Raw genomic sequence first — 25,280 nt, 5'->3', positions numbered from 1 at the left:
CGGCCGCACGCAACGGACAGAGCAGCATGAGCCTGGAATTTCCTAACGGAGCACCCTTGGAACCGGCATCGAACACGTCAGCACCGCGCGATCTGGCAACCCGTTTGGACACAGTGCGCGTTGGTGTCGTCGATGCTGCCCGAACAGCGGGCCGCGAGCCGGCGGACATCACCACGATCGTTGTCACCAAATTCCACCCGGTCTCACTGCTTGAAGAGCTTTATGCGCTCGGTGTGCGCAACATGGGGGAGAACCGGCACCAGGAAGCGCAGTCCAAGGCCGCGTCGCTTTCCGATCTCGACCTGGTCTGGCATTTTGTCGGGCAGGTACAGGGTAAGAAGGCGCGCCAGGTGCGGGCGTACGCCAACGTCATCCACTCGGTCGATCGCGAGTCTCTCGTGACCGCACTTGCCTCTGAAGAATCGACGATTGATTGCTTCATCCAGGTGAATTTGACGGATGACGCGGCGCGCGGAGGCGTTCCTCCCACGAACCTGTCGGCCCTGGTAGACAGCGCTCTCGCCGCCCCCGGCGTGCGTCTGCTCGGGCTCATGGCCGTCGCTCCGTTGGGCGAAGAGCCGCGGCGTGCTTTCGCCTATGTTCGCGAACTCAGCGAACAGATCCGTAAGCAGGCCCCGTCGGCCACCGCGCTGTCGATGGGAATGAGCCAGGACTACGCGGCTGCCGTGCTCGAAGGGGCGACACACCTAAGAATTGGCACGGCAATCACCGGCAATCGCCCGGTGCTCTAATAATCTCGAAGTAGCAAACCAACACGGAGGTCGACATGTCCAACCCGCTCAAGAAAACCATGGTCTACCTGGGTCTGGCAGACGAAGAGCTGGAGTACCAGGCGCCCGCCAGCGCCCAGAGTGCTGCCGCTTCCAACCACGTGAGCGCCGTTCCATCCCGCGGTCACGACAACGCGCCGCACGGCAACGGCGCACCCTCCAACGCGAGCCAGAACTCTGCCGGTCGTGCACCGGTCACCCCCCTGCGCAAAACTTCGACCCCCCAGAATGTGGCTGCGTCTGAAATGAATGAAATTCTCACGGTTCACCCGCGCGCCTACAAAGACGCCCAGGTCATCGCTGAATCCTTCCGTGAAGGCATTCCCGTCATCATCAACCTGTCACAGATGAGCGATGGTGACGCTCGCCGCCTCATCGACTTCGCCAGCGGCCTGTCGCAGGGCCTCTATGGCAAGATCGAGCGCGTCACGGCCAAGGTCTTCTTGCTCTCGCCGTCCCACGTCGTCGTCTCCGGCGACAGCACCACCGAAGAGGGCGCTGAGGACAGCTCCTTCTTCGCGCAAGGCTAGACTTCAGCGTGGCTGGTTTATCAATTCTGGGGAATCTTCTCTATTTCCTCTTCTTCATGTACTTCCTCGTACTCTGGGGTCGATTCATCATCGACCTCGTGCGCGGTGTTAATCGGGCCTGGCGTCCTCAGGGATTCCTGCTTGTTCTGATCGAACTCGTCTACACGCTGACGGACCCGCCGGTACGCTTCTTCCGTCGCTTGGTCCCCCCACTTCGCATCGGGCCAATCGCGCTGGATTTCGGCTTCACGCTGACGATGCTTTGCTGCATCGTCGGCATGACCGTGGCAGGAATAATACAACGGGCCTAGGGAGGCATGTATCCTTGTCGGATGACTGGTTCGCCCCGAGCCTGTACTCGCTCGTCGGTAGCCCGTAGTCAAGCCAACACTTGAGGCACTCATCGCCTCGAGTCAGTCAAATGTTCACAATAAATACAAGTTTTGAGGGTGGAAAGCCATGGCGCTAACTCCGGAAGATGTAGTCAACAAAAGGTTTCAGTCGACCAAGTTTCGTGAGGGATACGACCAGGACGAAGTCGATGACTTCCTCGATGAGGTCGTTGTCGAACTGCGTCGCCTGACCAAGGAAAACGAGGAACTGCGCAGCCAGGTCGGCTCCGGTGCTGCTTCCGCAGCCGAGTCGGCTCCAGTGCCTACCGTGTCGTCCGAACCCGCTGTCGTCGAACCCGCTGTCGTCGAACAAGTTGTCGTCGAACCCGCAGCCGCTCCGGTTGCCGCTGTCGCCGCGACGCCGATCGACGAGACGGCCGGCACGACCAATCTGCTGCAGTTGGCTCGCCGCCTACACGAAGAGCACGTCAAGGAAGGTGCTGAGAAGCGCGATGCCCTAATCGCTGAAGGCCACGCCACCGCGGCACGCGTCATCGCCGAGGCCGAGACCCAGCAGCGCGTTCAGCTGCAGAAGCTCGATCAGGAGCGTTCGACGCTCGAAGGCAAGATCGACGAGCTGCGCACGTTCGAGCGCGAATACCGTCTGAAGCTCAAGAGCTACATCGAGGGTCAGCTGCACGACCTCGACGCGAGCTCGGTCGGCTCTGCGGCTGACGCCGGCAACGCGCCGAAGCCCAGCTTCCAGGGCTTTGGAGCCTAGCGCCGGAACGAAGAAGCGTTCGCGAGCGCTTATCGTTCTAGCCCTCGTCGCGCTGGGCGTTTACGCGCTCGATCAATTCAGTAAGTACCTCGTCGTGGCCTCGATGCCCGAGGGTTCCGTGATCCGGGTTCTAAACGATCTGCTGCAATTGCACTTCGTTCGGAACCCGGGGGCGGCGTTCTCCCTCGCGAGCGGGTCCACCTGGATCTTCTCCATCATCGCTGCCGCCGTTGTGGTATTCATCCTGTGGTTCGCCCGCCGAATCCACTCATTCGCCTGGGGGCTCGTCTTCGGGCTTCTGCTCGGCGGAGTGCTCGGCAACCTGACCGACCGGCTGCTGCGCGAACCCGGCTTCGGGGTCGGGCACGTCGTCGATTTCATTTCCACACCCTGGCTGATGCCGGCGATCTACAACGTCGCCGACATGGGCATCGTGAGCAGCATGGTCATCTTCATGATTTTGACCATCCGCGGCATCGGCCTCGACGGACGTAAGGTCCTGGCCGAAAGCAAGACCACCACCACCCCAACACTGAAACAAGCGGATGCTGTGACTCCCGATTCCTCTACCAGCGACTCCGTTACTCCCGATTCATCGACCAGTGACCGTCCAACCCCCGGGGCCGAGGCCCGGCCGTGATCGGTTCCCCGGAGCTGTCCAGTCCTCCGGAGCGGCGATCGCTGCCCCTCCCGGACGGGTTGGAAGGCGTGCGCGTTGACGCCGGTCTGGCCAAGCTGTTCGGGTTCTCCCGCAGCTTCGCCGCCGAGGTGTCCGAGGCAGGCGGCGTCGTGCTTGACGGCACCGTCGTCGGTAAATCGGATCGCCTGCGGGCGGGCAGTTGGATCGAAGTCACCTGGCAGCCCAAGCAGCCGGTGCGCATCATCCCCATCGCTGTTCCCGATCTCACGGTAGTGCACGACGATGAGAGCATCGTCGTCATCAATAAGCCGGCCGGCGTCGCCGCCCATCCAAGCGTTGGCTGGACCGGTCCAACCGTTCCGGGCGCCCTGGCGGCGGCGGGGTATCGCATCGCGACGTCCGGCGCTGCTGAACGGGCGGGCATCGTGCACCGCCTCGACGTTGGTACCAGCGGGCTCATGGTCGTTGCCAAGTCGGAGACAGCCTACGTCGCGCTTAAAAAAGCGTTCCACGACCGCGAGGTGGAGAAGATCTACCACACGGTCGTGCAGGGCCACCCCGACCCGCTCGCCGGCACCATCGACGCGCCCATCGGTCGCCACCCGCGGTCGGACTGGAAGTTCGCGGTACGGGCCGACGGTAAGCACTCGATCACCCACTACGAGACCCTCGAAGCCTTCCCGTCGGCCTCGCTGCTCGAGGTGCACCTGGAGACAGGGCGTACCCACCAGATCCGCGTGCACATGAGCGCCCAGCGGCATCCGTGTGTTGGCGACGCCATGTACGGCGCCGATTCATCGATCACCGCGCGGCTCGGACTTAAACGCCAGTGGCTGCACGCCAAGCAACTGGCTTTTACTCACCCGGACAGTCACGAGTGGGTCACCTACAACGCCGATTACCCGGCCGATCTCATCCACGCCCTTGCGGTGCTGCGCGGAGACTGATCGCGGCCGGCTCTTTTATAACCGTTTCATCAACTCGTCGGAGTCATTGTGAGTAACCCGGAAACCGCCACCGATTCGTTCGTGCACCTGCACGTGCACAGCGAATATTCCATGCTCGACGGAGCGGCCCGGGTGAAACCCCTGATCAAAGCCGCCGTGGAGCAGGGTATGCCGGCGGTGGCCATCACCGACCACGGCAACGTGTTCGGTGCCTTTGATTTCTGGAAAAGCGCGACCGACGCCGGCATCAAGCCGATCATCGGCACCGAGGCGTACATCACCCCCGGCACCGATCGCCGCGACAAGACCAGGGTGCGCTGGGGCACGAGCGGTCAAAACCGGGATGACGTCGGTGGCGCCGGCTCATACACCCACATGACGCTGCTCTCCGAGAACACTGCGGGCATGCACAACCTGTTCCGGCTGTCCTCGAAGGCGAGCCTCGAGGGTTACTACTTCAAACCGCGCATGGACCGCGAGCTGCTCAGCCAGTATTCGACGGGTCTGATTGGCACGACCGGCTGCGTCGGTGGGGAAGTACAGACCCGTCTTCGGCTCGGCCAGTATGAGGAAGCCAAGAAGGCTGCCGGAGATTTTCAGGACATCTTCGGCAAGGAGAACTTTTTCTGCGAAATCATGGATCACGGCATCGATATCGAGCGCCGCACCATGACTGACCTGCTCAAGCTCGCCAAAGAGCTTGATCTGCCCCTGCTGGCCAGCAATGACCTGCACTACACGCACGCCCACGACGCCACCGCCCACGCCGCTCTGCTCTGCGTACAGTCGGCGTCCACCCTCGACGACCCCAATCGGTTCAAGTTCGACTCCAGTGAGTTCTATCTCAAAACGGCCGCGCAGATGCGCCACCTGTTTCGCGACCACCCGGAAGCCTGCGACAACACACTGCTCATCGCCGAGCGGTGTGAGGTGGAATTTAACACCAAAGCCAACTACATGCCCCGCTTTCCCTGCCCGGAGGGCGAGAACGAGGAAAGCTGGTTCATCAAGGAGAACGAGATCGGGCTGGCCAAACGCTACCCGAAAGGCATTCCGGACGACGTGCGGAAGCGCGCCGACTACGAAGTCGGCATCATCGTGCAGATGGGGTTTCCGGGCTATTTTCTCGTCGTCGCCGACTTCATTATGTGGTCCAAGCAGCAGGGCATCCGCGTGGGCCCTGGCCGTGGCTCGGGCGCCGGCTCCATGGTCGCTTACGCCATGGGCATCACCGACCTCGACCCGCTCGTGCACGGACTCATCTTCGAGCGGTTCCTCAACCCCGACCGCGTCTCCATGCCCGACTTCGACGTCGACTTCGACGAGCGTCGCCGCGGAGAGGTCATCAAATACGTCACCGAAAAATACGGTGCGGAACGCGTCGCGCAGATCGTTACCTACGGCACGATCAAGGCCAAACAGGCACTGAAAGATGCCTCCCGTGTGCTGGGCTTCCCCTTCGGAATGGGTGACAAACTCACCAAAGCCATGCCGCCGGCGATCATGGGCAAGGACGTGCCCCTCACCGGCATGTTCGATAAGGACCACCCGCGCTACCGCGAAGCGGCCGACTTTCGCGCGGTGATCGAAAGCGACCCCGAAGCACGCACGGTCTTCGACACCGCCCTCGGCCTGGAAAACCTCAAGCGTCAGTGGGGCGTGCACGCTGCCGGCGTGATCATGTCGAGCGACCCCCTGATCGACATTATTCCGATCATGAAGCGTGAAGCGGATGGCCAGATCGTCACGCAATTCGACTACCCGGCTTCCGAAGCCCTCGGGCTGATCAAGATGGACTTCCTGGGGCTGCGCAACCTCACCATCATCGACGACACCCTCGATAACATCGCGGTGAACCGCGGCCACCGGCCCGTACTCGAAGACCTCGGCCTCGAAGACCCCGCCGCCTACGAACTGCTGGCGCGCGGAGACACCCTCGGCGTGTTCCAGCTCGACGGCGGCCCCATGCGAGCGCTTCTGCGGCTCATGAAGCCCGACAACTTCGAAGACATCTCGGCCGTGATCGCCCTCTACCGCCCGGGCCCCATGGGCGCCAACTCGCACACCAACTATGCGCTGCGTAAGACCGGGCAGCAGGAGATCATCCCTATCCACAAGGAGCTCGAAGAGCCCCTCAAAGAGGTTATCGGCAACACCTACGGCCTGATCGTTTATCAGGAGCAGGTCATGTCGATCGCCCAGGTGCTCGCCGGCTTCACGCTCGGTGAAGCCGATCTGCTGCGCCGCGCCATGGGTAAGAAGAAGAAGTCCGAGTTGGACAAGCAGTTCGAAGGCTTCTCAAAGGGCATGCAGGACCGCGGCTACTCCATGGATGCCGTCACCACGGTATGGAACATTCTGCTCCCGTTCTCCGACTACGCCTTCAATAAGGCGCACTCCGCCGCGTACGGGGTGCTCTCCTATTGGACCGCCTACCTCAAGGCGGTCTACCCGGCGGAGTACATGGCCGCCCTGCTCACGAGCGTCGGCGACTCCCGCGACAAGCTGGCGCTTTACCTTAACGAGTGCCGCCGCATGGGCATTCAGGTGCTAGCGCCCGACGTGAACGAGTCGATCGGGTTTTTTGCGGCCGTGGGTACGGACATCCGATTCGGCCTCGGCGCTGTGCGCAACGTCGGCTTTAACGTGGTCGAAGCTATTCGCGGCGCTCGCGAAGAAAAGGGACGGTTCGAATCGTTCCACGACTTTCTGCGCAAGGTGCCGCTGCCGGTGGCGAACAAGCGCACCGTTGAGTCGCTGGTCAAGGCCGGGGCATTCGATTCGCTGGGCGCCACCCGGCGCGGCATGGTCGAAATTCACGAGTCGGCCGTTGAATCGGCCGTCAAGATCAAGCGTGAAGAGAGCAACGGCAATATCGGGTTCGACTTCGACAGCCTGTTCGACGAACCGCAGGACACCGAGCAGGTGCCTGACCGCCCCGAGTGGAGCAAGAAAGAGAAGCTCGCCTACGAACGGGACATGCTCGGACTCTACGTGTCTGACCATCCGCTCGCCGGGCTCGAGATTCCGCTCGCCAAGCACGCCAGCACCACCATTGCCGACCTGATCGCCTCGGAATCAACCGAAGACGGTGACACGGTAACCGTGGCGGGTCTGATCACGAGCGTGCAACATCGCATTGCCAAGAAGTCGGGCAACCAGTACGGCATGATCCAGGTCGAAGACTTCGGCGGTGAGATCACCGCGATGTTCATGGGTAAGGCTTACCTCGAGTTCGCACCCGAGTTGATCAGCGACTCTGTCGTCGTCGTGCGCGGCCGGGTCAGCCTGCGTGATGACGGAATGAACCTGCACGCGTTCAGCGTGTTCCAGCCGGAGCTCGGCCAGGGCTCAGACCAGAGCATGGTCTCGATCACGGTGGGGGAGGCCCGCGCGACCACGGACACGGTCGGTGCGCTTGGCGAGATTCTCCAGCGCCACGCCGGAGACGCCGAGGTGCGACTAAAACTGGTCAAGGGTGATTTGGCGCGGGTGTTCGAGCTGCCGCACCGCGTGAAGGTGAGCGCGGATCTGTTTGGCGAGCTCAAGAGTATCCTCGGTCCGAACTGTCTGACCTGATTACCGGCGCGCGCGCTGCGAAAGATTGACAGCTCGCCAGCCTAGGCTGGTTACATGCACAAACCAGAGCCGATTTATTCGACCGCCATTGGCGCCGGACGCGCCCTGTTTGGACTGCTCCGGGTGCGCCCGACCGTGACCGGCCTCGAACATCTGCCGGCCACCGGCGGCGCGGTGCTCGCGATCACCCATTTCGGCTACCTCGACTTCGCTCTGGTCGAGTGGATCACCTGGCGGCACAATCATCGCCACATTCGCTTTATGGTCAAGAAGGGCGCCTTCGACCAGCCACTGGTCGGACCGCTGCTGCGCGGCATGAAGCACATTTCGGTCGACATGGAGAGCGGCGGGGAAGCCTACGCGCAGGCTGTCGACGCCCTCCGTGACGGCGAACTGCTCGGTGTTTTCCCCGAGGGCGGCGTGAATGCCTCATTTACGGTGCGGGAGCTCAAAACCGGCGCGGTGCGCATGGCCCAGGCAGCGAACGTGCCGATCATTCCGGTCGCTGTGTGGGGTGGGCATCGGCTGATGACCAAGAATCGCCGGTCGACACTCCGGGAGCGGGTCGGCGTGCCGGTCAGCATCCGCTTCGGCCAGCCGATTGCAACGGATGCTGCAGTTGGCGCCGACAGAAACGTTGCGGTAGACACGGTGCGACTGCACGACACCTTGCAGTCCCTCGTCGACGCGGTGCAGGCGGAGTACCCGGTGCCTGGCGCTGGAGCGTGGTGGCAGCCCGCGCATCTCGGCGGGACCGCGCCGACCCCGGAGCAGGCGGCGGTCGTCGAAGCCGAACGCCGTCGTCGGAAGACTGCCGAAAAGCTCACCGGTCGCAAATAGCCGCGCGGCTCGACCAGGCCCGGACCCCCCTGAGGCGCCCGACCGTTCGCGAGGCGCCATCTTCGGCCCCTTGGATGCTGCCGTTCGATGCGAGGTACCATCTTTGGCCCCTTGAACACCTGCCAAGGGGCCAAAGGTGCCACCTCGCGCCAAGAGGCTCTGGCACGACCTGCACGGAGGGGAGACGGCTCTAGACAGCCGCGCCCGGAACCCGGTAGGAGCGCTCGTGGTAGAGCAGGGCCTCATCGTCTGGGCCCATGCCGCCACCCTCGATCTGTACGACTACGACGGCATTGTTGTGCACCGACACCCGTTCCACAATGCGACCGACCATCCAGCTGGTCACGCCCTCCAACACCGGTAGCCCGTAGGGACCGGGCTGCCAGTGCTCACCGATGAAGCGATCGCCGTGCGGCCCGGCCAGTTTCTCGGCGACGCCTCGGTTGTGCGCGCCGAGCATGTGAATGACGACGCGTTCGGCGGCGGCGATCGCGGTCCATGAGCTGGCCGACCGGGCCATGTTGAACGTCGCGAGCGGTGGCACCGCGGACAACGACGCGAGAGAGGTGGCGGTGAAGCCGACCGGGCTTCCGTCGGGGGCGAGGGTCGTGATGGCGGCTACCCCGGCAGCATGACGGCGGAACGCGTGTTTGAACGCGGCAAGGTCGTCGGGGGCATTGGGATCGGCGGCGAGCGGGGGGGCGACTGGCAGAGTCACTGAGGGTTTAACGTTGTTTTGCATACTCAACCAACAATCTGTTTCACCCCCAGCCTATTCCCGTGCGCTGATGGTCACCCCTCGTGCCGGATAGGCTGGGACATGATGATTCAGACTATTGACCTTCGCGGGACCGAGCCGACACCGGCCTCCCTCCTGGCTGCTGTACCGCGCGCCGCCACGAGCGTCGCCGTCGCCTCCGACATTGCAGCCGAGCTCATCGCCGATGTGCGCGAGCGTGGCGAGGTCGCCCTGCTCGACCAGGCCGAACGCCTTGACCGGGTGCGCCCGGGCCAGGTTCGGGTTCCCGTCAGCCATATCGCCGACGCCGTCGTCGGACTCGACCCGGCCGTGCGCACCGCCATTACCGAGACCATCCGCCGGGTGCGCCTGGCCAGTGCCGCGCAGGTACCGCCGCGCCTGACGACCACGATCGAGGCTGGAGCCACCGTCACCCAGCGCTGGCAGCCGGTGAACCGGGTCGGCCTCTACGTACCGGGCGGCAAGGCCGTCTACCCCTCAAGCGTTGTGATGAACGTAGTCCCCGCGCAGGTATCGGGTGTGCGGTCGATCGCCCTCGCTTCGCCGGCGCAGAGCCACTTCGACGGCCGGGTGCACCCGACCATCCTCGCCGTTGCAGGATTGCTCGGTGTCGATGAGATCTACGCCATGGGCGGCGCCGGCGCGATCGGTGCCCTCGCCTATGGGGTGGCTGACATCGGTCTCGAGCCCGTGCAGATCGTCACCGGCCCCGGCAACGTCTACGTCGCCGCCGCCAAGCGGCTCATTCGTGGGCAGGCCGGCATCGACTCCGAGGCCGGCCCCACCGACATCCTGGTGATAGCGGATGCCGCTGCCGACCCACTGCTCGTCGCCGCCGACCTGGTCAGCCAGGCCGAGCACGATGAACTCGCAGCCGCCGTGCTTGTGACCGATTCGCCCGAACTCGCCGACGCGGTGGCGGCGCGCCTCACCGAGCTGGCGGCATCAACGACCCACAGCCAACGGGTGACCGCAGCGCTCGACGGTCGCCAGTCGGCGATCGTGCTCGTCGACAACCTGCAGGTCGCCGCAGGGTTCAGCAACGCCTTTGGACCGGAGCACCTCGAGATTCAGACGAGCGACCCCGATGCTGTGCTGGCCGACATCGAAAACGCCGGCGCCATTTTTCTCGGCCCCTATTCGCCCGTGAGCCTCGGAGACTACGTTGCGGGTTCCAACCACGTGTTGCCAACCGGAGGACAAGCGCGGTTCTCGTCGGGACTCGGCGCGTACACCTTCCTTCGACCACAGCAGGTCGTGCGATACAGCCGCGAGGCCCTCGAAGCAGTCGCTGATCACATTGCGGCGTTGTCCAGCGCCGAAGCGCTGCCGGCACACGGCGACGCCGTGGCCGCCCGGTTTTCGGCCGACCGCTAGGCTGATAGAACTATGTTCTGCCCGTTCTGTCGCCACCCCGACTCCCGAGTCGTCGACTCGCGCACGAGCGACGACGGACTATCGATTCGCCGCCGCCGGCAGTGCCCGGAATGCGGCCGCCGCTTCAGCACCACCGAGACAGCGAGTCTGAACATCATCAAACGCAGCGGCGTGGTCGAGCCGTTCAGCCGCGAGAAGATTGTCTCCGGGGTGCGCAAAGCGTGTCAGGGACGACCGGTCACCGACTCCGATTTGGCAATGCTGGCCCAGAAAGTTGAAGAAGCCATCCGCCAGACGGGCGTCTCCCAGGTCGATGCCAACGACATAGGCTTGGCTATTCTGCCGCCGCTTCGCGACCTCGACGAGGTCGCGTATCTGCGATTCGCGAGCGTCTACCAAGGCTTCGACTCGCTCGATGACTTCGAGAGCGCCATCGCCGCGCTGCGCACCGAGCACTCAGGACCATCGAAAATCGCGAGGGCATCGTCCGCTGGCACGCCCGTGGTCGACGCTGTCACCAAACGGTAGGACCCGATGTATCCGCTGTTATTCAAGCTCGTGCTCACCCGGATGGACCCCGAGCGCGCTCACCACCTCGCTTTCACCGTCATTCGGCTGCTGCCGGTGCTGGGCATCGGCCGTCTTGTGCACCGATGGACGCGTCCGCGCACCGACCTCAGCGTGAATACCCTTGGCCTGCACTTTGCGTCACCGTTCGGCGTCGCGGCTGGCTTCGACAAAGACGGCGAGGCCGTGATCGGCCTCGGCCAGCTCGGGTTCGGTCACGTCGAGGTCGGAACTCTGACCGCCGTAGCCCAGCCCGGAAACCCGAAACCGCGCCTGTTTCGACTCGTGTCTGACCGCGCGGTGATCAACCGTATGGGTTTCAATAACCACGGCGCCGCCGCGGCCGTTGCTCGACTGACCCGGGTGCGGGCACGTGCCGGGCGCCCGGTGCTCGGCGTCAACATTGGCAAGAGCCGCGTGACCGCCGTCGAGAACGCCACGGCCGACTACCTGCAGAGCGCCGAAACCCTCGCCGCCCTCGCCGACTACCTCGTGGTCAACGTGAGCTCCCCCAACACCCCCGGGCTGCGCGGACTTCAGGAGCTGGACCAGCTCGCCCCGTTGCTCACCGCGGTCAAGCGAGCTGCCGGTGCCACCCCGCTGCTCGTCAAGATCGCGCCAGACCTGGCGGATGCCGAGGTCGCGCGCATCGCGACCCTCGCCGTCGAACTCGGCCTCGACGGCATTATCGCCACCAACACCACAATCTCGCGCGCCGGCCTGAAAACGGATGCCGCCACCATCGTCGCTGCCGGAGCCGGCGGCCTGTCCGGCGCTCCGTTGCATACTCGGTCGCTCGCCGTTCTGAAACAGATCCGTGCTGTCGTACCCGCCTCTTGGTGCGTCATCTCCGTTGGCGGGGTGGACACGGCCGCTCAGGTCGCCGAGCGACTCGCTGCGGGAGCCACCCTGGTGCAGGGCTACACGGCGTTTTTGTACCGCGGTCCGCTCTGGGCGCGCCAGATCAATCGCGGGCTTGACCGTATCCTGGCCGGAACCAACCATTAAGCGCAGGCACTCGCACCGGCCGCGCATCAAACTTGTTCGACAAAACCACAGCGGCTGTATCTCCACACCGCCCTTGCACCCGACAGGAACCCCGCAATGACAGCATCCAGAGGCACGTTTATTCATCGATCGGCAACCCGGGTGGCGCGCGGAGTCGCGGTCGTTGCTCTACTCGCGCTCTCCCTCTCTGCGTGCGCAGGCGGCGACGCGAACGTAGCAGGGGCAGACGGCGCGACAACATCCTTCGGCGACGCGAGTATTCAGTTCAGCTGGATCAAGAACGCTGAGTTTATGGGCGAGTATCTCGCCGACGAAAATGGCTACTTCACCGACGCCGGGTTCGACACGGTCGACATGATCGAAGGCCCCGCGTCCATCGAAGCTGCCGTCCTCTCCGGAAATGCCGACATGGGCATCGGAAACGCGATCTCTACCGGCACCATCGTCGCCAACGAGGGCGCACCGCTCAAGATCATCGGCGCCACGTACCAAAAGAACCCCTACACGATTTTGTCCCTCGCCGACAAGGGGAACATTGTCACCCTCGACGATCTGAAAGGCAAAACCATCGGCGTGCAGGCGAGCAACCTGAGCCTGTGGGAAGCCTTCCTCAAGGTCAACAACATCGACGAGAGCTCATTGACGACCCTGCCGGTGCAGTACGACCCGACCGCGCTGTTCACCGGCGAGGTCGACGGCTGGTTTTCCTACCTCACCAATGAATCCATTGACGCGGAACTCAACGGACTCAACCCGGTAAACCTGCCGCTGGCCGACTTCGGCCTGCCGTTCGTCTCCGAAACCTTCACGGTCACCGACGACGCGATCAGGAACGACCGCGAAAAGCTCAAGGCCCTCCTCGTCGCCGAGATTCGCGGCTGGACCGACGCGATCAACGACCCCGCTGCCGCTGCGAAACTGACAGTCGACACCTACGGGCCGACCTTCGACCTCTCCATCGAGAAGGAAACCCGGCAGGCTGAAATTCAGTCCAGCGACCTCGTTGTGAGCTCGGAGACCCTCGCCAACGGCCTGTTCTCGATCAGCACAGATTTGCAGGAGCAGAGCATCGACACGCTCACTGCGACCGGCCTGACGATCACGGCGAATCAGCTGTTCGACCTGAGCCTGCTGGCAGAGGTCTACGCCGAGAACCCGGACCTGCTCGCCTACGGCAACCAGCCGTAGTACGCAGCAGCCTGACGCACACCAATGGAGCGCGTCAGCGTTCCAATGGTGCCGCGCCAGAACGTGCGCTAGGCATCTGACCCCGCACTCCACACCACCCCAGTCTTGCCATCACCAAGGAGCGAATCACGTGAACAGTACTGATGCTGGAGTTCGTGATTCGGTGACCCGCCCGAGTTCCCGGAACGAAACCGCGGGCACCGGCCTGCACATCTCCCAGCTGCACAAGGTCTTCGCGGTCGGTCGCAAAGAAGTCGTTGCCCTGGACAACGCCAACCTGCACACCGACAAGGGCAGTTTTCTCTCGCTGCTCGGGCCGTCCGGTTGTGGAAAATCCACCATTCTGCGCATCCTGGCCGGCCTGGAACAACCCACGAGCGGCACTACGAGGGTCGACGGCAAGAGCCCACAGCAACTCCGGAAGGGGCACCAACTCGGGATTGCCTTCCAGGACTCCGCCCTGCTGCCTTGGCGCAGCGTACGTTCGAACATTCGGCTACCGTTCGAGGTGGCCCGCATTCCCGTCGACGATGCGTACATTGACGAACTGGTTGCACTCGTCGGCCTGAAGGGGTTTGAGAATGCCAAGCCGGCGCAGCTTTCCGGCGGCATGAAGCAGCGCGTGTCGATCGCCCGGTCGCTCGTGCTCAAGCCCTCGGTGCTGCTGCTCGATGAACCCTTTGGCGCTCTCGATGACATGACCCGGCAACGGCTCAACCTCGAACTGCTGCGCATCTGGACCCAGAAGCCGGCCACGACCCTCATGGTCACCCACGGTATCGCCGAAGCTATCTTCCTCTCTGACCACGTCGCGGTCATGAGCGCACGTCCCGGCCGGGTGAAGGAAGTCATCGACGTGGACCTTCCGCGGCCCCGGTTGCCCGAGATGATGCGATCGCCCGAATTTCACGCTCTGCACGACCGCGCTTCCGACCTGCTCTTCAGCGATGCCGCCGTGGCGGGCGACGACCAATGATCCGAGCTTCACTGCGCGCGCTGCCCACCTGGGCGACCGGCCTGGTTGGCGGAGGGATCATCATCGCCCTGTGGTGGATCAGTGCCGTCACTGTTTTCGCTGGGGTCGGCTCCCTGCCCGGTGGGGCCGTGCCGACCCCGCTCGATGTGCTCGTGCAACTCGTACGCGATGGTCCAGGGTTCTATCTGCCCCACGTGAGCGTCACCGTTCTTGAAGCACTCCTCGGCTTCGCCTGGGGAAACGGACTGGCCCTGGCCCTGGCGGCTCTCGTTCTGCTCCTGCCGCGCATCGAGAAAATCGCGCTCCAGATCGCGGTCATCACATACTGCGTTCCAATCGTCGCGATCGGCCCGATCGCGTACATCGTGATCGGGGCACCCGGCACGGGCGAGCCAGCGGGCACGGCGGTCTTTCTGGCCGCGATGTCGGTGTTTTTTACCACGGTGATCGGTTCGCTCGTCGGCCTCAGGGCAGCGGATGCCGCGAGCCTCGATCTCATCACTGTCTACGGCGGCGGCAAGTTCACCCAACTCCTCAAAGTGCGACTGATCGCCGGACTGCCCGGCGTGCTGACTGCGCTGCAGATCGCCGCGCCGGCCGCGTTCATCGGGGCCATTCTGGGGGAGTACCTCGGTGGCGTCAGTCGCGGGCTGGGAATCGCCATGCTCGTGGCCGGTTCAACCGCCAACGTCGACCGGGTGTGGAGCCTCGCGCTCGTCGCCGGCGTTACCGCCGGGCTTGGCTACGCGATTTTCGCGTTGGTCCTGCGTTTCGCGACGCCGTGGGCGACCGGACGGAGCAGCCGATGAGCTTTGCCCGGATAGCGCTCTCGACGGTGTGGCGTGGTCTTCTGACCGGACTCATTACGCTGGTTTTGGTTCTGCTCGCCTGGCAGGGACTGCTGCTGCTGCTAAACATTTCGCCGTTCCTGGCCAAGGGGCCCTTCGACGTGTGGACCTGGCTCGTGATCGCACCCGATGCCGCCGACAATCGCGCTTTGATTCTCGGCAACCTTGTGGTCACCCTCGGCGACGCCTTTCTCGGCTTCGTCGCTGGCCTCACCTGCGCCCTGCTGCTCGCTGTGGTCTTCACCCTGTCGCGGGGGATCGAGCATGCCCTCATGCCCATAGCTCTGCTGCTGCGCTCGGTGCCGCTCGTGGCTCTCGCTCCGATCATCAGTCTCATTACCGGTCGCGGGCTGACCACCGCCGTGGTGATGGGCGCCATCGTGGTGCTGTTTCCGGCGCTGGTCAACATTGCTTTCGGGCTGCGCTCATCGTCACCGCAGATCAGCGACGTGATCACCGTCTACGGCGGCAGCGCATTCACGAGTCTGCGCATGGTGGCGCTGCCCAGCTCATTGCCGGCCTTCTTTGCGGCGGTGAAGATCTCGGTACCCGGAGCTATCACCGGCGCGCTGCTGGCCGAATGGCTCACGACCGGTCAGGGGCTCGGCAACTCGATTGTCGCTGCGGTCGCCAAGGTGCAGAATTCCGAGGTGTGGGCATCCGTCGTGGTGATCACCATTGTGTCCCTCGTTCTCTACGGCCTGGCCCAGGTCGTCGAGAACCTGGTACTGCGTCGTATGAGCATGGAGGTGAGCACAGCAAACTGACTCGCTGTACTGTCGAAGGTTTTTTAGCGTGGCTACAGCAGCCCGTGCTCGGCGAGCTGATTGGAGAGGCTGGAGCCGTCCGGGCCGTAGACCCAGGGGCCCTCAGGGCCGCCCTCGATGAGCACGGCATCGCGCGAGCGACCTCCGGCGAGTACTGCTTCGCTCGGGGAGAGTTGACGGATGGCCACGGCCGCTACGCTGCCCGGATAGTCGCGTTGAAAGTCGCTGTAGATGGCCTCGTCGTGCTGGCCGTCGTCGCCGATCAAAATCCAGCGCATCTGCGGAAACTGCTCGGCGAGTCGGCGGAGGTTGTCGCGCTTGTGGGCACTGCCGCTGCGGAACCAGCGGTCGTGCGTTGGTCCCCAGTCGGTCAATAGCAGCGCCCCGGCGGGGTACAGGTTACGGGAAAGAAAACGTGACAGTGTGGGTGCCACATTCCAGGCGCCGGTAGAGAGGTAGATGACCGGGGCACCGGGGGTGAACGACGCCAGACGCTCCAGAAACACCGCCATGCCGGGGGTCGGCACCCGGGCGTGCTCGTCGAGCACAAACGTGTTCCAGGCGGCCAGCAGGGGGCGAGGGAGTGTGGTGACCATCACGGTGTCGTCGACGTCGGAGACGATGCCGAAGCCGACCGTGGGTGCCACAATGAAGATCGGGGCTTCCACCACGTTCGAGACCTCGGTGTGCAGTCGCGCAGTGTGCCAGCCGGCGGGCAGTGACACCGGAACCACGGTATCGACGACCCCGCCGCGATCCGCCTGAACGCGATGCGTCTGCCCGTCGATCTCAATCGTGACGGTGACATCGTTGACGGGCACACTCGTGAAGCTCCGCCAGCCGCGAATGCCGGCGTCGCGGCCATCTGCCCGGGGGCGTTTTTGACGTTTCGCGGGCTTTTCCGTTTTGGTCAGGAGCACGCGGCAGAGGATGCGTACCCACGCGGTCGAGCCATAACCGGTATACGGGATGACGGTGGGTTGGTAGCCGCGGCGGCGGGCGGAATGCTCACGATGTTCGTGGAGCCAGTCTTCCATGCGCGCTGCACGGTGCATCATTCGCTCGGGACTGGGCGCACGCGGAGTGGCGTCTGGGGACTCTGACACTCCTTCATTCTGCCATGTTTGCTGTGCATCCCCCGATCAGGCCTGTGAAAAAGGGGTTTTACCCCGTAGGATGGTGACTTATCTTCAAGGGGGATAAATGTCGCTTGGTGGCCTATTAGGTGAAGGAGCCGGTGCAGCACTACAACAGGTGCGCACCGAGCCGATTCAGCAGCGCAGTGCTGCACGTCTGTCCGGTTTGCTCGATGCGGCCGCCGCCGTCGTGGACGAGGTCGGTTTTGACCGCATCACGACCGCGATGGTCGCGGAACGCGCCGGTGCCTCCATCGGCACCGTGTACCGCTACTACCCCGACAGGGTGGCTGTTTTACACGCCCTGCACGAGCGTGCCGTTGTGCGCTTTCGGCAGCGGGTCGTCGACGAACTCAGTGCCAGCACCCTCACCTCCTGGTGGGACGCCGTGGACTGCGTCGTCACCGCTTTTGTCGGCCTGTACCGCACGGAGCCCGGCTTTCGCATTGTGAACTTCGACGACCGCGATGGCGCTCCCTCCGCCGACGCCGCTGCGGACGCTGACTTCTTCGCCCGCCGCCTCGCCGACGTTCTCGTGAACGAGTTCGATCTGCCAGCCGGCGATGATTTGATCTTCCGACTCGGAGTCGCCGTCGAGATGGCAGACGCGCTGCTCGCCCGCGCCTTCCACAGCGATCCGGTCGGTGACGAGCGGTTCATCGCCGAGTGCCGCTTGGTGATGCGCGACTACCTCGACCGGTTCTACAGCCCGCAGGCGCTGAATCTCCTCGCCACCGCACCCTGATACCCGCTGAACCGCCGGGCGCCCCACTGGGGTGCCCGGTTTTTTCGTACCCGGGGGCCGCACCTGTTCGCTCATAGATAAATCTTTGTTTACGGTGTGTTTTGCCTGTCGCTCTAAATAGTGATTGGGTTAGCATCTGGTTTGTATTGACCCGAAAGATGCGAGGAGCGAGCCGCCAGGATGATTGAATTCCACTCGGTGACCAAACGGTTCCCCGACGGCACCCTCGCCGTTGAAGATTTCAGCCTCGTGCTGCCTTCCCGCAAGACGACCGTCTTCGTCGGCTCGTCAGGCTGTGGCAAGACCACACTGCTGCGCATGATCAACCGCATGATCGATCCCTCGAGCGGCTCGATCGAGATCGACGGAGTCGATATCGCCAGTGGCTCGGCCGTCGCCCTGCGACGCAGTATCGGTTATGTCATGCAGAATTCCGGACTTCTGCCGCACCGTCGCGTGATCGACAACATAGCGACCGTGCCGTTACTCAAGGGCGTCAAGAAAGCGGATGCCCACACGCAAGCCATGGAATTGCTCGACACCGTCGGGCTCGATCGTGCACTGGCCTACCGTTATCCCAGCCAATTGTCCGGCGGGCAACAGCAGCGCGTAGGCGTCGCCCGCGGCCTCGCGGTGAACCCGAACATACTCCTCATGGATGAACCGTTCGGTGCGGTGGATCCGATCGTGCGCGACGATCTCCAGCAGGAGCTGCTTCGCCTGCAACACGACCTGGACAAGACAGTCGTGTTCGTGACGCACGATATTGACGAGGCGTTCCTGCTTGGCGATCAGGTCGTGATCCTGGAGAAGGGCGCACAGATCGCCCAGGTCGGAACCCCGAAAGAGATCCTGGCCAACCCGGCAAGCGACTTTGTCGCATCGTTCATCGGAGCAGACCGCGGAAAGCGACGACTGGCTGTTGATTCGACTGTCGCTCGTTCCGGCGACGATGTCGTGCTCGTAGACGGCGCCGGCTACGTTGCCGGTGTAATCGAGGCACCGGGGGGTGTTCTGCCCGGCTCCGGTGTTGGAGTGGGCACAAATTCCCGGGCACGCAGCGTATCGAACAAGACGGACCAGGCGGGCGATGCCTGATGCTCTGGCTGTGGGACAACCTCGATCTGGTACTCAGGCTGACCGCTGATCATGTCCGTCTGAGCATCATTCCGATTGTGGTTGGTTTCATCGTCTGTATCCCGTTCGGTTGGCTCGCGAACCGCTATACGGTTGCGCGTACTATCCTGCTGACCCTGGGCGGAGTCCTCTTCAGTATTCCATCGCTGGCCTTGTTCGTGACCCTCCCGGCTCTTCTTGGCACTCGCATCCTCGACGAGGCCAACGTTGTTGTGGCGCTCAGTATCTACGCGATTGCGGTGATGGTACGCGGGGCAGCGGATGCGTTCTCCTCGGTGTCGAGAGACGTCATCTCCTCGTCCACCGCCGTCGGGTTCTCGGCCGTGTCACGGTTCTGGACCGTCGAGTTCCCGCTCGCTGGTCCGGTGTTGCTTGCGAGTCTCCGTGTTGTCTCGGTCAGCACGGTCAGCCTGCTCAGCGTCGGATCTCTGATCGGCGTCCAGAGCCTGGGCTATCTATTCATCAACGGCTATCAGCGTGACTTTCCTGAAGAAATCCTGATCGGTATTGTATTTACCGTTATTGTCGCCGTGCTTTTTGACACGATTCTGGTACTGGTCGGCCGTTTGTTGATGCCCTGGACGCGCGCGACGCCACGCCGCCGCTCGGTGACTTCGGCCGCGGCTCCGGTGACCGCATGAACCTTTTTCTGGACGCCCTCAATTTTCTGTTTGATCCGGCCAACCTGACCGGTGCCAATGGCATAGTGCCCCGCCTCGTCGACCACGTGTGGTACACCGGCCTGAGCATGGCCGTGGCCATCGTCATCGGCATCCCACTCGGGCTGCTGGTCGGACACACCGGGCGCGGGCGCAACGCGGTCGTCGCGCTCAGCAGCGCAGCTCGTGCTCTTCCCACGCTCGGACTGATCTTTCTTATTATTCTCTACACCGGTCTTGGGGTCGGGCCGCTCATCGTCGTGCTCGTCATTCTTGCCGTTCCGCCGCTTCTGGCCGGTGCCTATTCCGGGCTCGAAGCCGTAAATCGCCCGACAATCGACGCGGCTCGAGCGATCGGCATGACCGAGTGGCAGATTCTGCTCAAGGTCGAGATACCCCTGGCCATGCCGCTCATTTTCGGCGGCATTCGCTCAGCGACACTTCAGGTGATTGCGACCGCCACAATCGCCGGCTACGTGGGCCTGACCGGCCTCGGCCGTTTCCTCATCGAGGGTCTCGCGCTGCGCGATTACAAGCTCGCCCTCGCCGGTGCAATACTCGTCATTGCCCTGGCGCTTTGCGTCGATGCGATTCTCGCACTCGCCCAACGACTCGTCGTTCCGCACGGGGTTGCCCGCGGACTGACGCGACACCCCGATGAATCCGCCGCGCCAACTCCAAGGCAGCACGGGCGCGTCTCAACAGCACCATCCAACCCTTAAGGATATGTCGCATGTTTACACAGCACCGAACATTTACCCCGCGTCGTGGTCGCCTCGTTCTGGGCGCAGCGCTCGCATTGTCCGTCACGGCAGCCCTCGCTGGATGCAGCTCGGGCGACCCTCTCGGCGCCGATCCCGCAGCCCCCGCCGATCCCACGACCATCACGATCGGTTCGCAGGCGTTTGCGGAGAGTGAAATTCTCGCGCAGATCTATGGCCAGGTCCTCGCCGCTAACGGTTACACGGTCGACTACAGTCCGGGAATCGGTTCGCGGGAAGCGTTTATCCCCGGCTTGAAAGATGGCTCCATTGACATGATCCCGGACTACTCGGGTAACCTCCTGCAGTCTTTCGACCCCACAGCAGCGGCGTCCACGTCGGAAGTCATCAGTGCAGCCCTGCCGGCAATCCTTGAACCTGAAGGTCTCACCGTGCTCGACGCCGCACCGGCCGAAAACGCAGACTCACTCGTTGTGACACCCGAATTTGCCGCGGCGAACGATCTCGTCACCATCGCCGATCTGGCTCCGATTGCTTCAACGATTACCCTCGGGGCCAACACCGAGTTTAAGATTCGTCCGTACGGCCCGAGCGGACTTGAGTCCGTCTACGGCGTGACCGGCTTCACCTTCAAGGCCATCGACGATGGCGGTGGACCGGGCACGCTCAAAGACCTGCTGGACGGAACAATTCAGGTAGCCGACATTTATACAACAACCCCATCGATCAAGCAGAACAACCTCGTCATCCTCGAAGACCCGGAGAATCTTATTGCAGCCCAAAACGTGGTGCCGCTGCTGAATACCTCGGTCTATTCAGATGAGCTGGCCGCGCTGCTGAACCCGGTGTCGGCCAAATTGACGACGGCGGGGGTGCTCGACCTGAACGAAAAAAGCAACGCCGACGCCAAGCCGTCGCCCGAGAAGCTTGCAACCGAGTGGCTCACCACCAACGGTTTTCTGTAGTAAGGCGCTGCTCTAGGCAGCGAACAGAATGAGAACCGGCCCGGCCAGGAGCACCGCCGACACGGTGAGTGCTCCGGCCGTAGCCAAGTAGCCCAGCGGCTGGGTCGGGTTCACCAGCCGCGCCACCCGCGGTGCGACCTGGTATGCCGGATGTTCGGGGTCTGCAGCGTGCGATCGTACAGACAACGAAGCGGATGCGGCGGCTCTCGCCGTCGCATCCGCTTCACGCTCTGGCGGAGGATTAGACCCGACGAGGGCGAAGGCGACGAGGGCGATCGCGCGCGCCAGAGTGTAGTCGTCCACGACTCGGCGGGCGTGATCGTCGGCGAGCATCTCGACCAGCAGGGCGACGGCGTTCTCGGCGCGGTTGGCGATAGGAAACCACGGCAATGCGCTGTGCCAGCTTTTGAAGGCGAGCAGCACCAGGTGGTGCTGCTGCATGAGGTGCGCCTGCTCATGGGCGATCACGGCACGTACCTGATCGGCATCGAGCAGCCGGAGCAACCCGTTCGAAAGTACCGTCGCCGAGTGCCCGACTCGGGGCAGGCAATAGGCGACCGGGGCGGGATGGTCGATGACCCGCATTCCCGGCTGACCGTGCAGGGGATCGCTGAGCAGGGTGATAAGGGCGTCGTGGCGCCGGCGCTGCCGCTCGGCCCGCACGAAGGTCGCGAGCAGGTTCAACAGGAGGTGCGTGCCAAGCAGAATGGCTGCGCCCAGCGCGAGCACGTGGGTAAAGGTCGTGCCGACGGGAAGGGTGCCTGCGCGCAGGTCATTGCTCAGGGCGGCGATGCCCTGCGGCAGTGCATCGCCGAACGGAACCAGGCCATAGACGAGCAGCGATCCAATCATGGACATGCCGCCGGACAGGGCAATGGCTTGCCAGAGCACGAGTGCCACGGCCGGGGAACGAGCCGACCATGCTGAGCGGGCGAGTACGAGCGGTACGGGCCAGGCGAGCAGCGCGGCGATGGCGCCGAGTAGTACGGCAGCGGTAATCACAAGAATCGGTGGTTCGGCAAACGGGTCAGGCGTTGTGACTGGGCGCGACGCCGAGTAGTTGCCGCAGGGTCTCGGCCTCCTGCGGGGTGACACCGCCGATAAACCGGGCCAGCGCCGCCTCGCGGTCGGGTACCTGGCCGAGAACCTCGTGCATCAGACCCGCGGTGTGTGCGGCGCGAGTCATGACCGCGGTGTAAGCGTGCGGGCGAACGCCACGGTCACGAGCGACAAAGCCCTTTGTTTCCAGGCGGGACAGCACGGTCAAAACTGTCGTTGTCGCCACTTGCTTCGTTGGGGTAGCCGACAGATCTGGCCGCATCAGGGATTCTTTGAGTTCATTGGCCGTCAGCGGGGCCGAAGCATCCCACAGGACATCCATCATCAGCCTCTCGAGTACACCTAAAGATCCCATGACCACCATGCTACGCCGCGAAACTGATATTTCTACGAGTCGTAGAAGTCAAGGTTCTACACAGCGTAGAAGCGTATTCTTCTACACAGCGTAGAAAAGTGTGCGCGGGTAGTAACAATGCTGGAGGGCATATGAACGAGTGGTTGGATCCTTTACTCCTCTCACGATGGCAGTTCGGTCTTACGACCATGTACCATTTTATTTTCGTCCCACTCACGATCGGTATGGCGCTCACGGTCGCGATCTTCCAGACGGCGTGGGTGCGCACGGATAAAGCGAAATACCTGCAGCTGACGCACTTCTTCGGCAAGATCTTTCTCATCAACGTCGCCATGGGCGTGGTGACCGGAATCGTTCAGGAATTTCAGTTCGGCATGAACTGGTCGGACTACTCGCGTTTCGTCGGTGACGTCTTCGGCGCTCCGCTCGCCTTCGAGGGCATTGTCGCGTTCTTTCTTGAGGCGACGTTCATCGGATTGTGGATCTTCGGCTGGGACAAACTGCCCAAAAAGATTCACCTGGGCACGATCTGGATGACCGTGGTCGGCTCGATCGCCTCGGCCTATTTCATTCTTGCCGCGAACGCATTCATGCAAAACCCGATCGCTTACACGATCAATGAGGAGAAGGGACGCGCCGAACTCACGAGCATCTGGGAACTGCTCACGAACCCCATTGCTCTCGCCGCGTTCCCGCACACGATTTTTGCCTGCTTCATGGTGTCTGCCGGACTTATCATCTCGGTCGCTGCCTGGCACCTCTATCGCAACCAGCACCTCGAAACGATGCGTCCAGCCCTCAAGTTCGGTCTCTGGATGATGGTCATCGCCGGAGTTCTCACCACGCTCGCCGGTGACCAGCTCGGCCTGGCCATGGTCGACGCCCAGCCGATGAAGATGGCGGCGGCGGAGGCGCTTTATCACACCGCGACCGGTGCCAACGCAAGCTTCTCAGTTTTCACTCTGGGTACGCCGGACGGCGTCCACGAGCTGTTCTCCGTACGCATTCCGTACCTGCTCTCCTTTCTGTCGACCCATACCTTTGACGGCACGGTCGAGGGCATCAACAACCTGCAGGCGCAGTACGTCACCCTCTACGGTCCGGGCGACTACACCCCGACGATCTGGATCACCTACTGGGCTTTCCGCTGGATGATCGGCCTCGGCCTCGCGCACATGCTCGTCGCCGTCGTCGGCCTGTGGCTGACGCGTGGGGGGCGGAGCCCGCAGCGCACCTGGGTGTGGAAGATCGCCATCTTGAGCTTCCCGATGTCGCTCCTGGCTATGAGCGTCGGTTGGGTCTTCACGGAGATGGGTCGTCAGCCCTGGCTCGTATTCGGACTCATGCGCACCGCGGACGGTGTCTCGCCCGGCGTGACCGGTGTGGAGATTCTGATCTCGTTGATCGTCTTCACCCTGCTCTACGGAATCCTCGCAGTGGTCGAGTTCAAGCTCATCCTGAAGGCCGTCCAGAAGGGCCCGGACGATGCGCCGGTTCAAGACGCCGAATCCGGCGCACACCAGCACGCAGTCACGGTCTACTAGAACGGGGTTTGGAAAACACACAATGGATCTGACAATTCTTTGGTTCTGGATCATCGCTTTCATGTTCATCGGGTACTTCGTACTCGATGGTTTCGACTTCGGGGTCGGTATGTCCCTGCCCTTCCTCGGCCGGGACGACACCGATCGCCGCGTTCTCATCAACACCATCGGTCCGGTTTGGGACCTCAACGAAACCTGGGTCATTGTGGCCGGGGCGTCCCTCTTCGCGGCGTTCCCGGAGTGGTACGCAACAATGTTCAGCGGCTTCTACCTGCCTCTGCTGCTCATCCTGGTGGCTCTGATCCTGCGTGGTGTGTCGTTCGAATATCGGCACCAGCGCCCGGAATCCTCGTGGAAGAAATGGTTCGACGGCCTGATCATCGTCGGTTCGGCCGTTCCGGCGTTTCTGTGGGGCGTGGCCTTTGCCAACATCGTGCGCGGCGTGAAGCTCAACGCCAACCACGACTACATCGGTACCCTCTTCGACCTGCTGAACCCCTATGCCCTGCTCGGCGGCATCACGACGCTGCTGCTGTTCTTCGTGCACGGGGTGGTGTTCGTGTCGCTCAAAACCGAGGGAGACATTCGAATGCGGGCCCGCAAGCTGGCGACGAAAGCCGGAATCGTGACGATCGTCGCCGCGGCCACCTTCCTGGCCTGGACGACGCTCGCCTACGGCACCGTGGCATCCGCTCTGCTCGCCGCCCTGGCCGCTGCCCTGCTGATCGCATCGTTCCTGGCCAACCTGCGCGGTGCCGAACGGCTCGCGTTCGCCCTGATGGCCGGCACGATCGGTCTCGTCGTGCTGACCCTGTTCGCGTCATTGTTTCCCGACGTCATGCCGGCCAGCAACGACCCGGCCAACAGCCTGACGATCGCCAACGCCTCCTCGTCGACGTACACCCTCGGTGTGATCAGCTGGACCGCCTTGATCGGTATGCCCGTCATTCTGCTCTATCAGGGCTGGACCTACTGGGTGTTCCGCAAACGCATCGGCCGGGCCCACATTGACCTCGCCGCACACTAA

General features: G+C 63.2%; 26 protein-coding genes. 22 read left to right on the top strand and 4 right to left on the bottom strand.

Annotation, left to right across the window (positions count from 1 at the left end):
• The first annotated feature begins 26 nt into the window (after positions 1-26).
• From CXY70_RS08180 to CXY70_RS08145, 8 genes are all read left to right on the top strand, one after another.
• Positions 27-752 (top strand): YggS family pyridoxal phosphate-dependent enzyme, encoded by a 726-nt coding sequence (locus CXY70_RS08180; RefSeq protein ID WP_104191880.1) that lies wholly within the window; start codon positions 27-29, stop codon positions 750-752.
• 35 nt (positions 753-787) lie between these two features.
• The gene (locus CXY70_RS08175) at positions 788-1,321 is read left to right on the top strand and encodes a cell division protein SepF (RefSeq protein ID WP_104191879.1); all 534 of its coding nucleotides are present in this window, start codon (positions 788-790) and stop codon (positions 1,319-1,321) included.
• An 8-nt stretch (positions 1,322-1,329) separates the two neighbouring features.
• The gene (locus tag CXY70_RS08170) at positions 1,330-1,632 is read left to right on the top strand and encodes a YggT family protein (protein ID WP_233205830.1); all 303 of its coding nucleotides are present in this window, start codon (positions 1,330-1,332) and stop codon (positions 1,630-1,632) included.
• A gap of 148 nt (positions 1,633-1,780) precedes the next feature.
• Positions 1,781-2,434, top strand: coding sequence for a DivIVA domain-containing protein (locus tag CXY70_RS08165; RefSeq protein ID WP_104191878.1), 654 nt, complete (start codon positions 1,781-1,783; stop codon positions 2,432-2,434).
• Positions 2,424-3,074, top strand: a complete 651-nt coding sequence (gene lspA, locus CXY70_RS08160) for a signal peptidase II (protein WP_104191877.1) — start codon at positions 2,424-2,426, stop codon at positions 3,072-3,074. Before CXY70_RS08165 ends, lspA begins: the two co-directional genes overlap by 11 nt.
• Positions 3,071-4,021 carry an RluA family pseudouridine synthase gene (locus CXY70_RS08155; RefSeq protein ID WP_233205829.1) on the top strand — a complete coding sequence of 317 codons (951 nt, stop codon included), beginning with the start codon at positions 3,071-3,073 and terminating at the stop codon, positions 4,019-4,021. Before lspA ends, CXY70_RS08155 begins: the two co-directional genes overlap by 4 nt.
• A gap of 111 nt (positions 4,022-4,132) precedes the next feature.
• Positions 4,133-7,600, top strand: coding sequence for a DNA polymerase III subunit alpha (gene dnaE, locus CXY70_RS08150; RefSeq protein ID WP_233205845.1), 3,468 nt, complete (start codon positions 4,133-4,135; stop codon positions 7,598-7,600).
• 54 nt (positions 7,601-7,654) lie between these two features.
• A complete protein-coding gene (locus CXY70_RS08145) occupies positions 7,655-8,440 on the top strand; it encodes a 1-acyl-sn-glycerol-3-phosphate acyltransferase (RefSeq protein WP_104191875.1) in 786 nt (261 codons plus the stop codon).
• A 190-nt stretch (positions 8,441-8,630) separates the two neighbouring features.
• Here the strand turns inward: CXY70_RS08145 and CXY70_RS08140 are convergent, their stop codons facing one another.
• Positions 8,631-9,152, bottom strand: coding sequence for a flavin reductase family protein (locus tag CXY70_RS08140; protein WP_233205844.1), 522 nt, complete (start codon positions 9,150-9,152; stop codon positions 8,631-8,633).
• 111 nt (positions 9,153-9,263) lie between these two features.
• Between CXY70_RS08140 and hisD the strand changes: the two genes are divergently transcribed.
• The 7 genes from hisD to CXY70_RS08105 all read left to right on the top strand — a co-directional run bounded on the left by hisD (position 9,264) and on the right by CXY70_RS08105 (position 15,931).
• Entirely contained in the window at positions 9,264-10,577 is a 1,314-nt protein-coding gene (hisD, locus tag CXY70_RS08135) for a histidinol dehydrogenase (protein ID WP_104192001.1), read from the top strand.
• Positions 10,578-10,589: 12 nt separating this feature from the next.
• Positions 10,590-11,105 carry a transcriptional regulator NrdR gene (nrdR, locus tag CXY70_RS08130; protein WP_104191873.1) on the top strand — a complete coding sequence of 172 codons (516 nt, stop codon included), beginning with the start codon at positions 10,590-10,592 and terminating at the stop codon, positions 11,103-11,105.
• A 6-nt stretch (positions 11,106-11,111) separates the two neighbouring features.
• Positions 11,112-12,152 carry a quinone-dependent dihydroorotate dehydrogenase gene (locus CXY70_RS08125; RefSeq protein ID WP_104191872.1) on the top strand — a complete coding sequence of 347 codons (1,041 nt, stop codon included), beginning with the start codon at positions 11,112-11,114 and terminating at the stop codon, positions 12,150-12,152.
• 96 nt (positions 12,153-12,248) lie between these two features.
• Positions 12,249-13,340, top strand: a complete 1,092-nt coding sequence (locus tag CXY70_RS08120; RefSeq protein ID WP_233205828.1) for an ABC transporter substrate-binding protein — start codon at positions 12,249-12,251, stop codon at positions 13,338-13,340.
• A gap of 163 nt (positions 13,341-13,503) precedes the next feature.
• The gene (locus CXY70_RS08115) at positions 13,504-14,316 is read left to right on the top strand and encodes an ABC transporter ATP-binding protein (protein WP_104191871.1); all 813 of its coding nucleotides are present in this window, start codon (positions 13,504-13,506) and stop codon (positions 14,314-14,316) included.
• A complete protein-coding gene (locus CXY70_RS08110; RefSeq protein WP_146066091.1) occupies positions 14,313-15,125 on the top strand; it encodes an ABC transporter permease in 813 nt (270 codons plus the stop codon). The genes CXY70_RS08115 and CXY70_RS08110 overlap by 4 nt, the downstream gene beginning before the upstream one ends.
• A complete protein-coding gene (locus CXY70_RS08105; protein WP_104191870.1) occupies positions 15,122-15,931 on the top strand; it encodes an ABC transporter permease in 810 nt (269 codons plus the stop codon). The genes CXY70_RS08110 and CXY70_RS08105 overlap by 4 nt, the downstream gene beginning before the upstream one ends.
• A gap of 32 nt (positions 15,932-15,963) precedes the next feature.
• Here the strand turns inward: CXY70_RS08105 and CXY70_RS08100 are convergent, their stop codons facing one another.
• Positions 15,964-16,989 (bottom strand): App1 family protein, encoded by a 1,026-nt coding sequence (locus CXY70_RS08100; RefSeq protein WP_233205843.1) that lies wholly within the window; start codon positions 16,987-16,989, stop codon positions 15,964-15,966.
• 145 nt (positions 16,990-17,134) lie between these two features.
• On the opposite strand from CXY70_RS08100, the gene CXY70_RS08095 reads away from it, so the two are divergent.
• The 5 genes from CXY70_RS08095 (at position 17,135) to CXY70_RS08075 (ending at position 21,295) form a co-directional block, all read left to right on the top strand.
• Positions 17,135-17,812 (top strand): TetR/AcrR family transcriptional regulator, encoded by a 678-nt coding sequence (locus tag CXY70_RS08095; RefSeq protein WP_104191868.1) that lies wholly within the window; start codon positions 17,135-17,137, stop codon positions 17,810-17,812.
• Between the two features lie 180 nt (positions 17,813-17,992).
• Positions 17,993-18,910 carry an ABC transporter ATP-binding protein gene (locus tag CXY70_RS08090; protein ID WP_104191867.1) on the top strand — a complete coding sequence of 306 codons (918 nt, stop codon included), beginning with the start codon at positions 17,993-17,995 and terminating at the stop codon, positions 18,908-18,910.
• On the top strand, positions 18,910-19,590 hold the full coding sequence (locus CXY70_RS08085) for an ABC transporter permease (RefSeq protein ID WP_104191866.1): 681 nt from the start codon (positions 18,910-18,912) through the stop codon (positions 19,588-19,590). Before CXY70_RS08090 ends, CXY70_RS08085 begins: the two co-directional genes overlap by 1 nt.
• A complete protein-coding gene (locus CXY70_RS08080; protein ID WP_104191865.1) occupies positions 19,587-20,330 on the top strand; it encodes an ABC transporter permease in 744 nt (247 codons plus the stop codon). The genes CXY70_RS08085 and CXY70_RS08080 overlap by 4 nt, the downstream gene beginning before the upstream one ends.
• Before the next feature lie 11 nt (positions 20,331-20,341).
• Positions 20,342-21,295, top strand: a complete 954-nt coding sequence (locus tag CXY70_RS08075; RefSeq protein WP_104191864.1) for an ABC transporter substrate-binding protein — start codon at positions 20,342-20,344, stop codon at positions 21,293-21,295.
• A 12-nt stretch (positions 21,296-21,307) separates the two neighbouring features.
• Here the strand turns inward: CXY70_RS08075 and CXY70_RS08070 are convergent, their stop codons facing one another.
• Together CXY70_RS08070 and CXY70_RS08065 are read right to left on the bottom strand one after the other, a co-directional pair.
• Positions 21,308-22,297, bottom strand: a complete 990-nt coding sequence (locus CXY70_RS08070; RefSeq protein WP_104191863.1) for a M56 family metallopeptidase — start codon at positions 22,295-22,297, stop codon at positions 21,308-21,310.
• Positions 22,298-22,322: 25 nt separating this feature from the next.
• The gene (locus CXY70_RS08065) at positions 22,323-22,709 is read right to left on the bottom strand and encodes a BlaI/MecI/CopY family transcriptional regulator (protein WP_104191998.1); all 387 of its coding nucleotides are present in this window, start codon (positions 22,707-22,709) and stop codon (positions 22,323-22,325) included.
• A 131-nt stretch (positions 22,710-22,840) separates the two neighbouring features.
• Between CXY70_RS08065 and CXY70_RS08060 the strand changes: the two genes are divergently transcribed.
• Together CXY70_RS08060 and cydB are read left to right on the top strand one after the other, a co-directional pair.
• Positions 22,841-24,253, top strand: a complete 1,413-nt coding sequence (locus tag CXY70_RS08060; RefSeq protein ID WP_104191862.1) for a cytochrome ubiquinol oxidase subunit I — start codon at positions 22,841-22,843, stop codon at positions 24,251-24,253.
• 22 nt (positions 24,254-24,275) lie between these two features.
• Positions 24,276-25,280, top strand: a complete 1,005-nt coding sequence (gene cydB, locus CXY70_RS08055; protein ID WP_104191861.1) for a cytochrome d ubiquinol oxidase subunit II — start codon at positions 24,276-24,278, stop codon at positions 25,278-25,280.

The organism is Cryobacterium sp. Y82 (assembly GCF_002929495.1).
Taxonomy (GTDB): Bacteria; Actinomycetota; Actinomycetes; order Actinomycetales; family Microbacteriaceae; genus Cryobacterium; species Cryobacterium serini.
Note: the sequence above shows the minus strand (reverse complement) of the source record. Positions and strands in the feature narration are given on the sequence as shown.

Bases quoted from the DNA above. Each gene is read 5' to 3' on its own strand.
- CXY70_RS08180 (WP_104191880.1), top strand. From the start codon at position 27: ATGAGCCTGGAATTTCCTAACGGAGCACCCTTGGAACCGGCATCGAAC.
- CXY70_RS08175 (WP_104191879.1), top strand. From the start codon at position 788: ATGTCCAACCCGCTCAAGAAAACCATGGTCTACCTGGGTCTGGCAGAC.
- CXY70_RS08165 (WP_104191878.1), top strand. From the start codon at position 1,781: ATGGCGCTAACTCCGGAAGATGTAGTCAACAAAAGGTTTCAGTCGACC.
- dnaE (WP_233205845.1), top strand. From the start codon at position 4,133: ATGCTCGACGGAGCGGCCCGGGTGAAACCCCTGATCAAAGCCGCCGTG.
- CXY70_RS08145 (WP_104191875.1), top strand. From the start codon at position 7,655: ATGCACAAACCAGAGCCGATTTATTCGACCGCCATTGGCGCCGGACGC.
- hisD (WP_104192001.1), top strand. From the start codon at position 9,264: ATGATTCAGACTATTGACCTTCGCGGGACCGAGCCGACACCGGCCTCC.
- nrdR (WP_104191873.1), top strand. From the start codon at position 10,590: ATGTTCTGCCCGTTCTGTCGCCACCCCGACTCCCGAGTCGTCGACTCG.
- CXY70_RS08125 (WP_104191872.1), top strand. From the start codon at position 11,112: ATGTATCCGCTGTTATTCAAGCTCGTGCTCACCCGGATGGACCCCGAG.
- CXY70_RS08120 (WP_233205828.1), top strand. From the start codon at position 12,249: ATGACAGCATCCAGAGGCACGTTTATTCATCGATCGGCAACCCGGGTG.
- CXY70_RS08110 (WP_146066091.1), top strand. From the start codon at position 14,313: ATGATCCGAGCTTCACTGCGCGCGCTGCCCACCTGGGCGACCGGCCTG.
- CXY70_RS08105 (WP_104191870.1), top strand. From the start codon at position 15,122: ATGAGCTTTGCCCGGATAGCGCTCTCGACGGTGTGGCGTGGTCTTCTG.
- CXY70_RS08100 (WP_233205843.1), bottom strand. From the start codon at position 16,989: ATGATGCACCGTGCAGCGCGCATGGAAGACTGGCTCCACGAACATCGT.
- CXY70_RS08095 (WP_104191868.1), top strand. From the start codon at position 17,135: ATGTCGCTTGGTGGCCTATTAGGTGAAGGAGCCGGTGCAGCACTACAA.
- CXY70_RS08090 (WP_104191867.1), top strand. From the start codon at position 17,993: ATGATTGAATTCCACTCGGTGACCAAACGGTTCCCCGACGGCACCCTC.
- CXY70_RS08085 (WP_104191866.1), top strand. From the start codon at position 18,910: ATGCTCTGGCTGTGGGACAACCTCGATCTGGTACTCAGGCTGACCGCT.
- CXY70_RS08080 (WP_104191865.1), top strand. From the start codon at position 19,587: ATGAACCTTTTTCTGGACGCCCTCAATTTTCTGTTTGATCCGGCCAAC.
- CXY70_RS08075 (WP_104191864.1), top strand. From the start codon at position 20,342: ATGTTTACACAGCACCGAACATTTACCCCGCGTCGTGGTCGCCTCGTT.
- CXY70_RS08065 (WP_104191998.1), bottom strand. From the start codon at position 22,709: ATGGGATCTTTAGGTGTACTCGAGAGGCTGATGATGGATGTCCTGTGG.
- CXY70_RS08060 (WP_104191862.1), top strand. From the start codon at position 22,841: ATGAACGAGTGGTTGGATCCTTTACTCCTCTCACGATGGCAGTTCGGT.
- cydB (WP_104191861.1), top strand. From the start codon at position 24,276: ATGGATCTGACAATTCTTTGGTTCTGGATCATCGCTTTCATGTTCATC.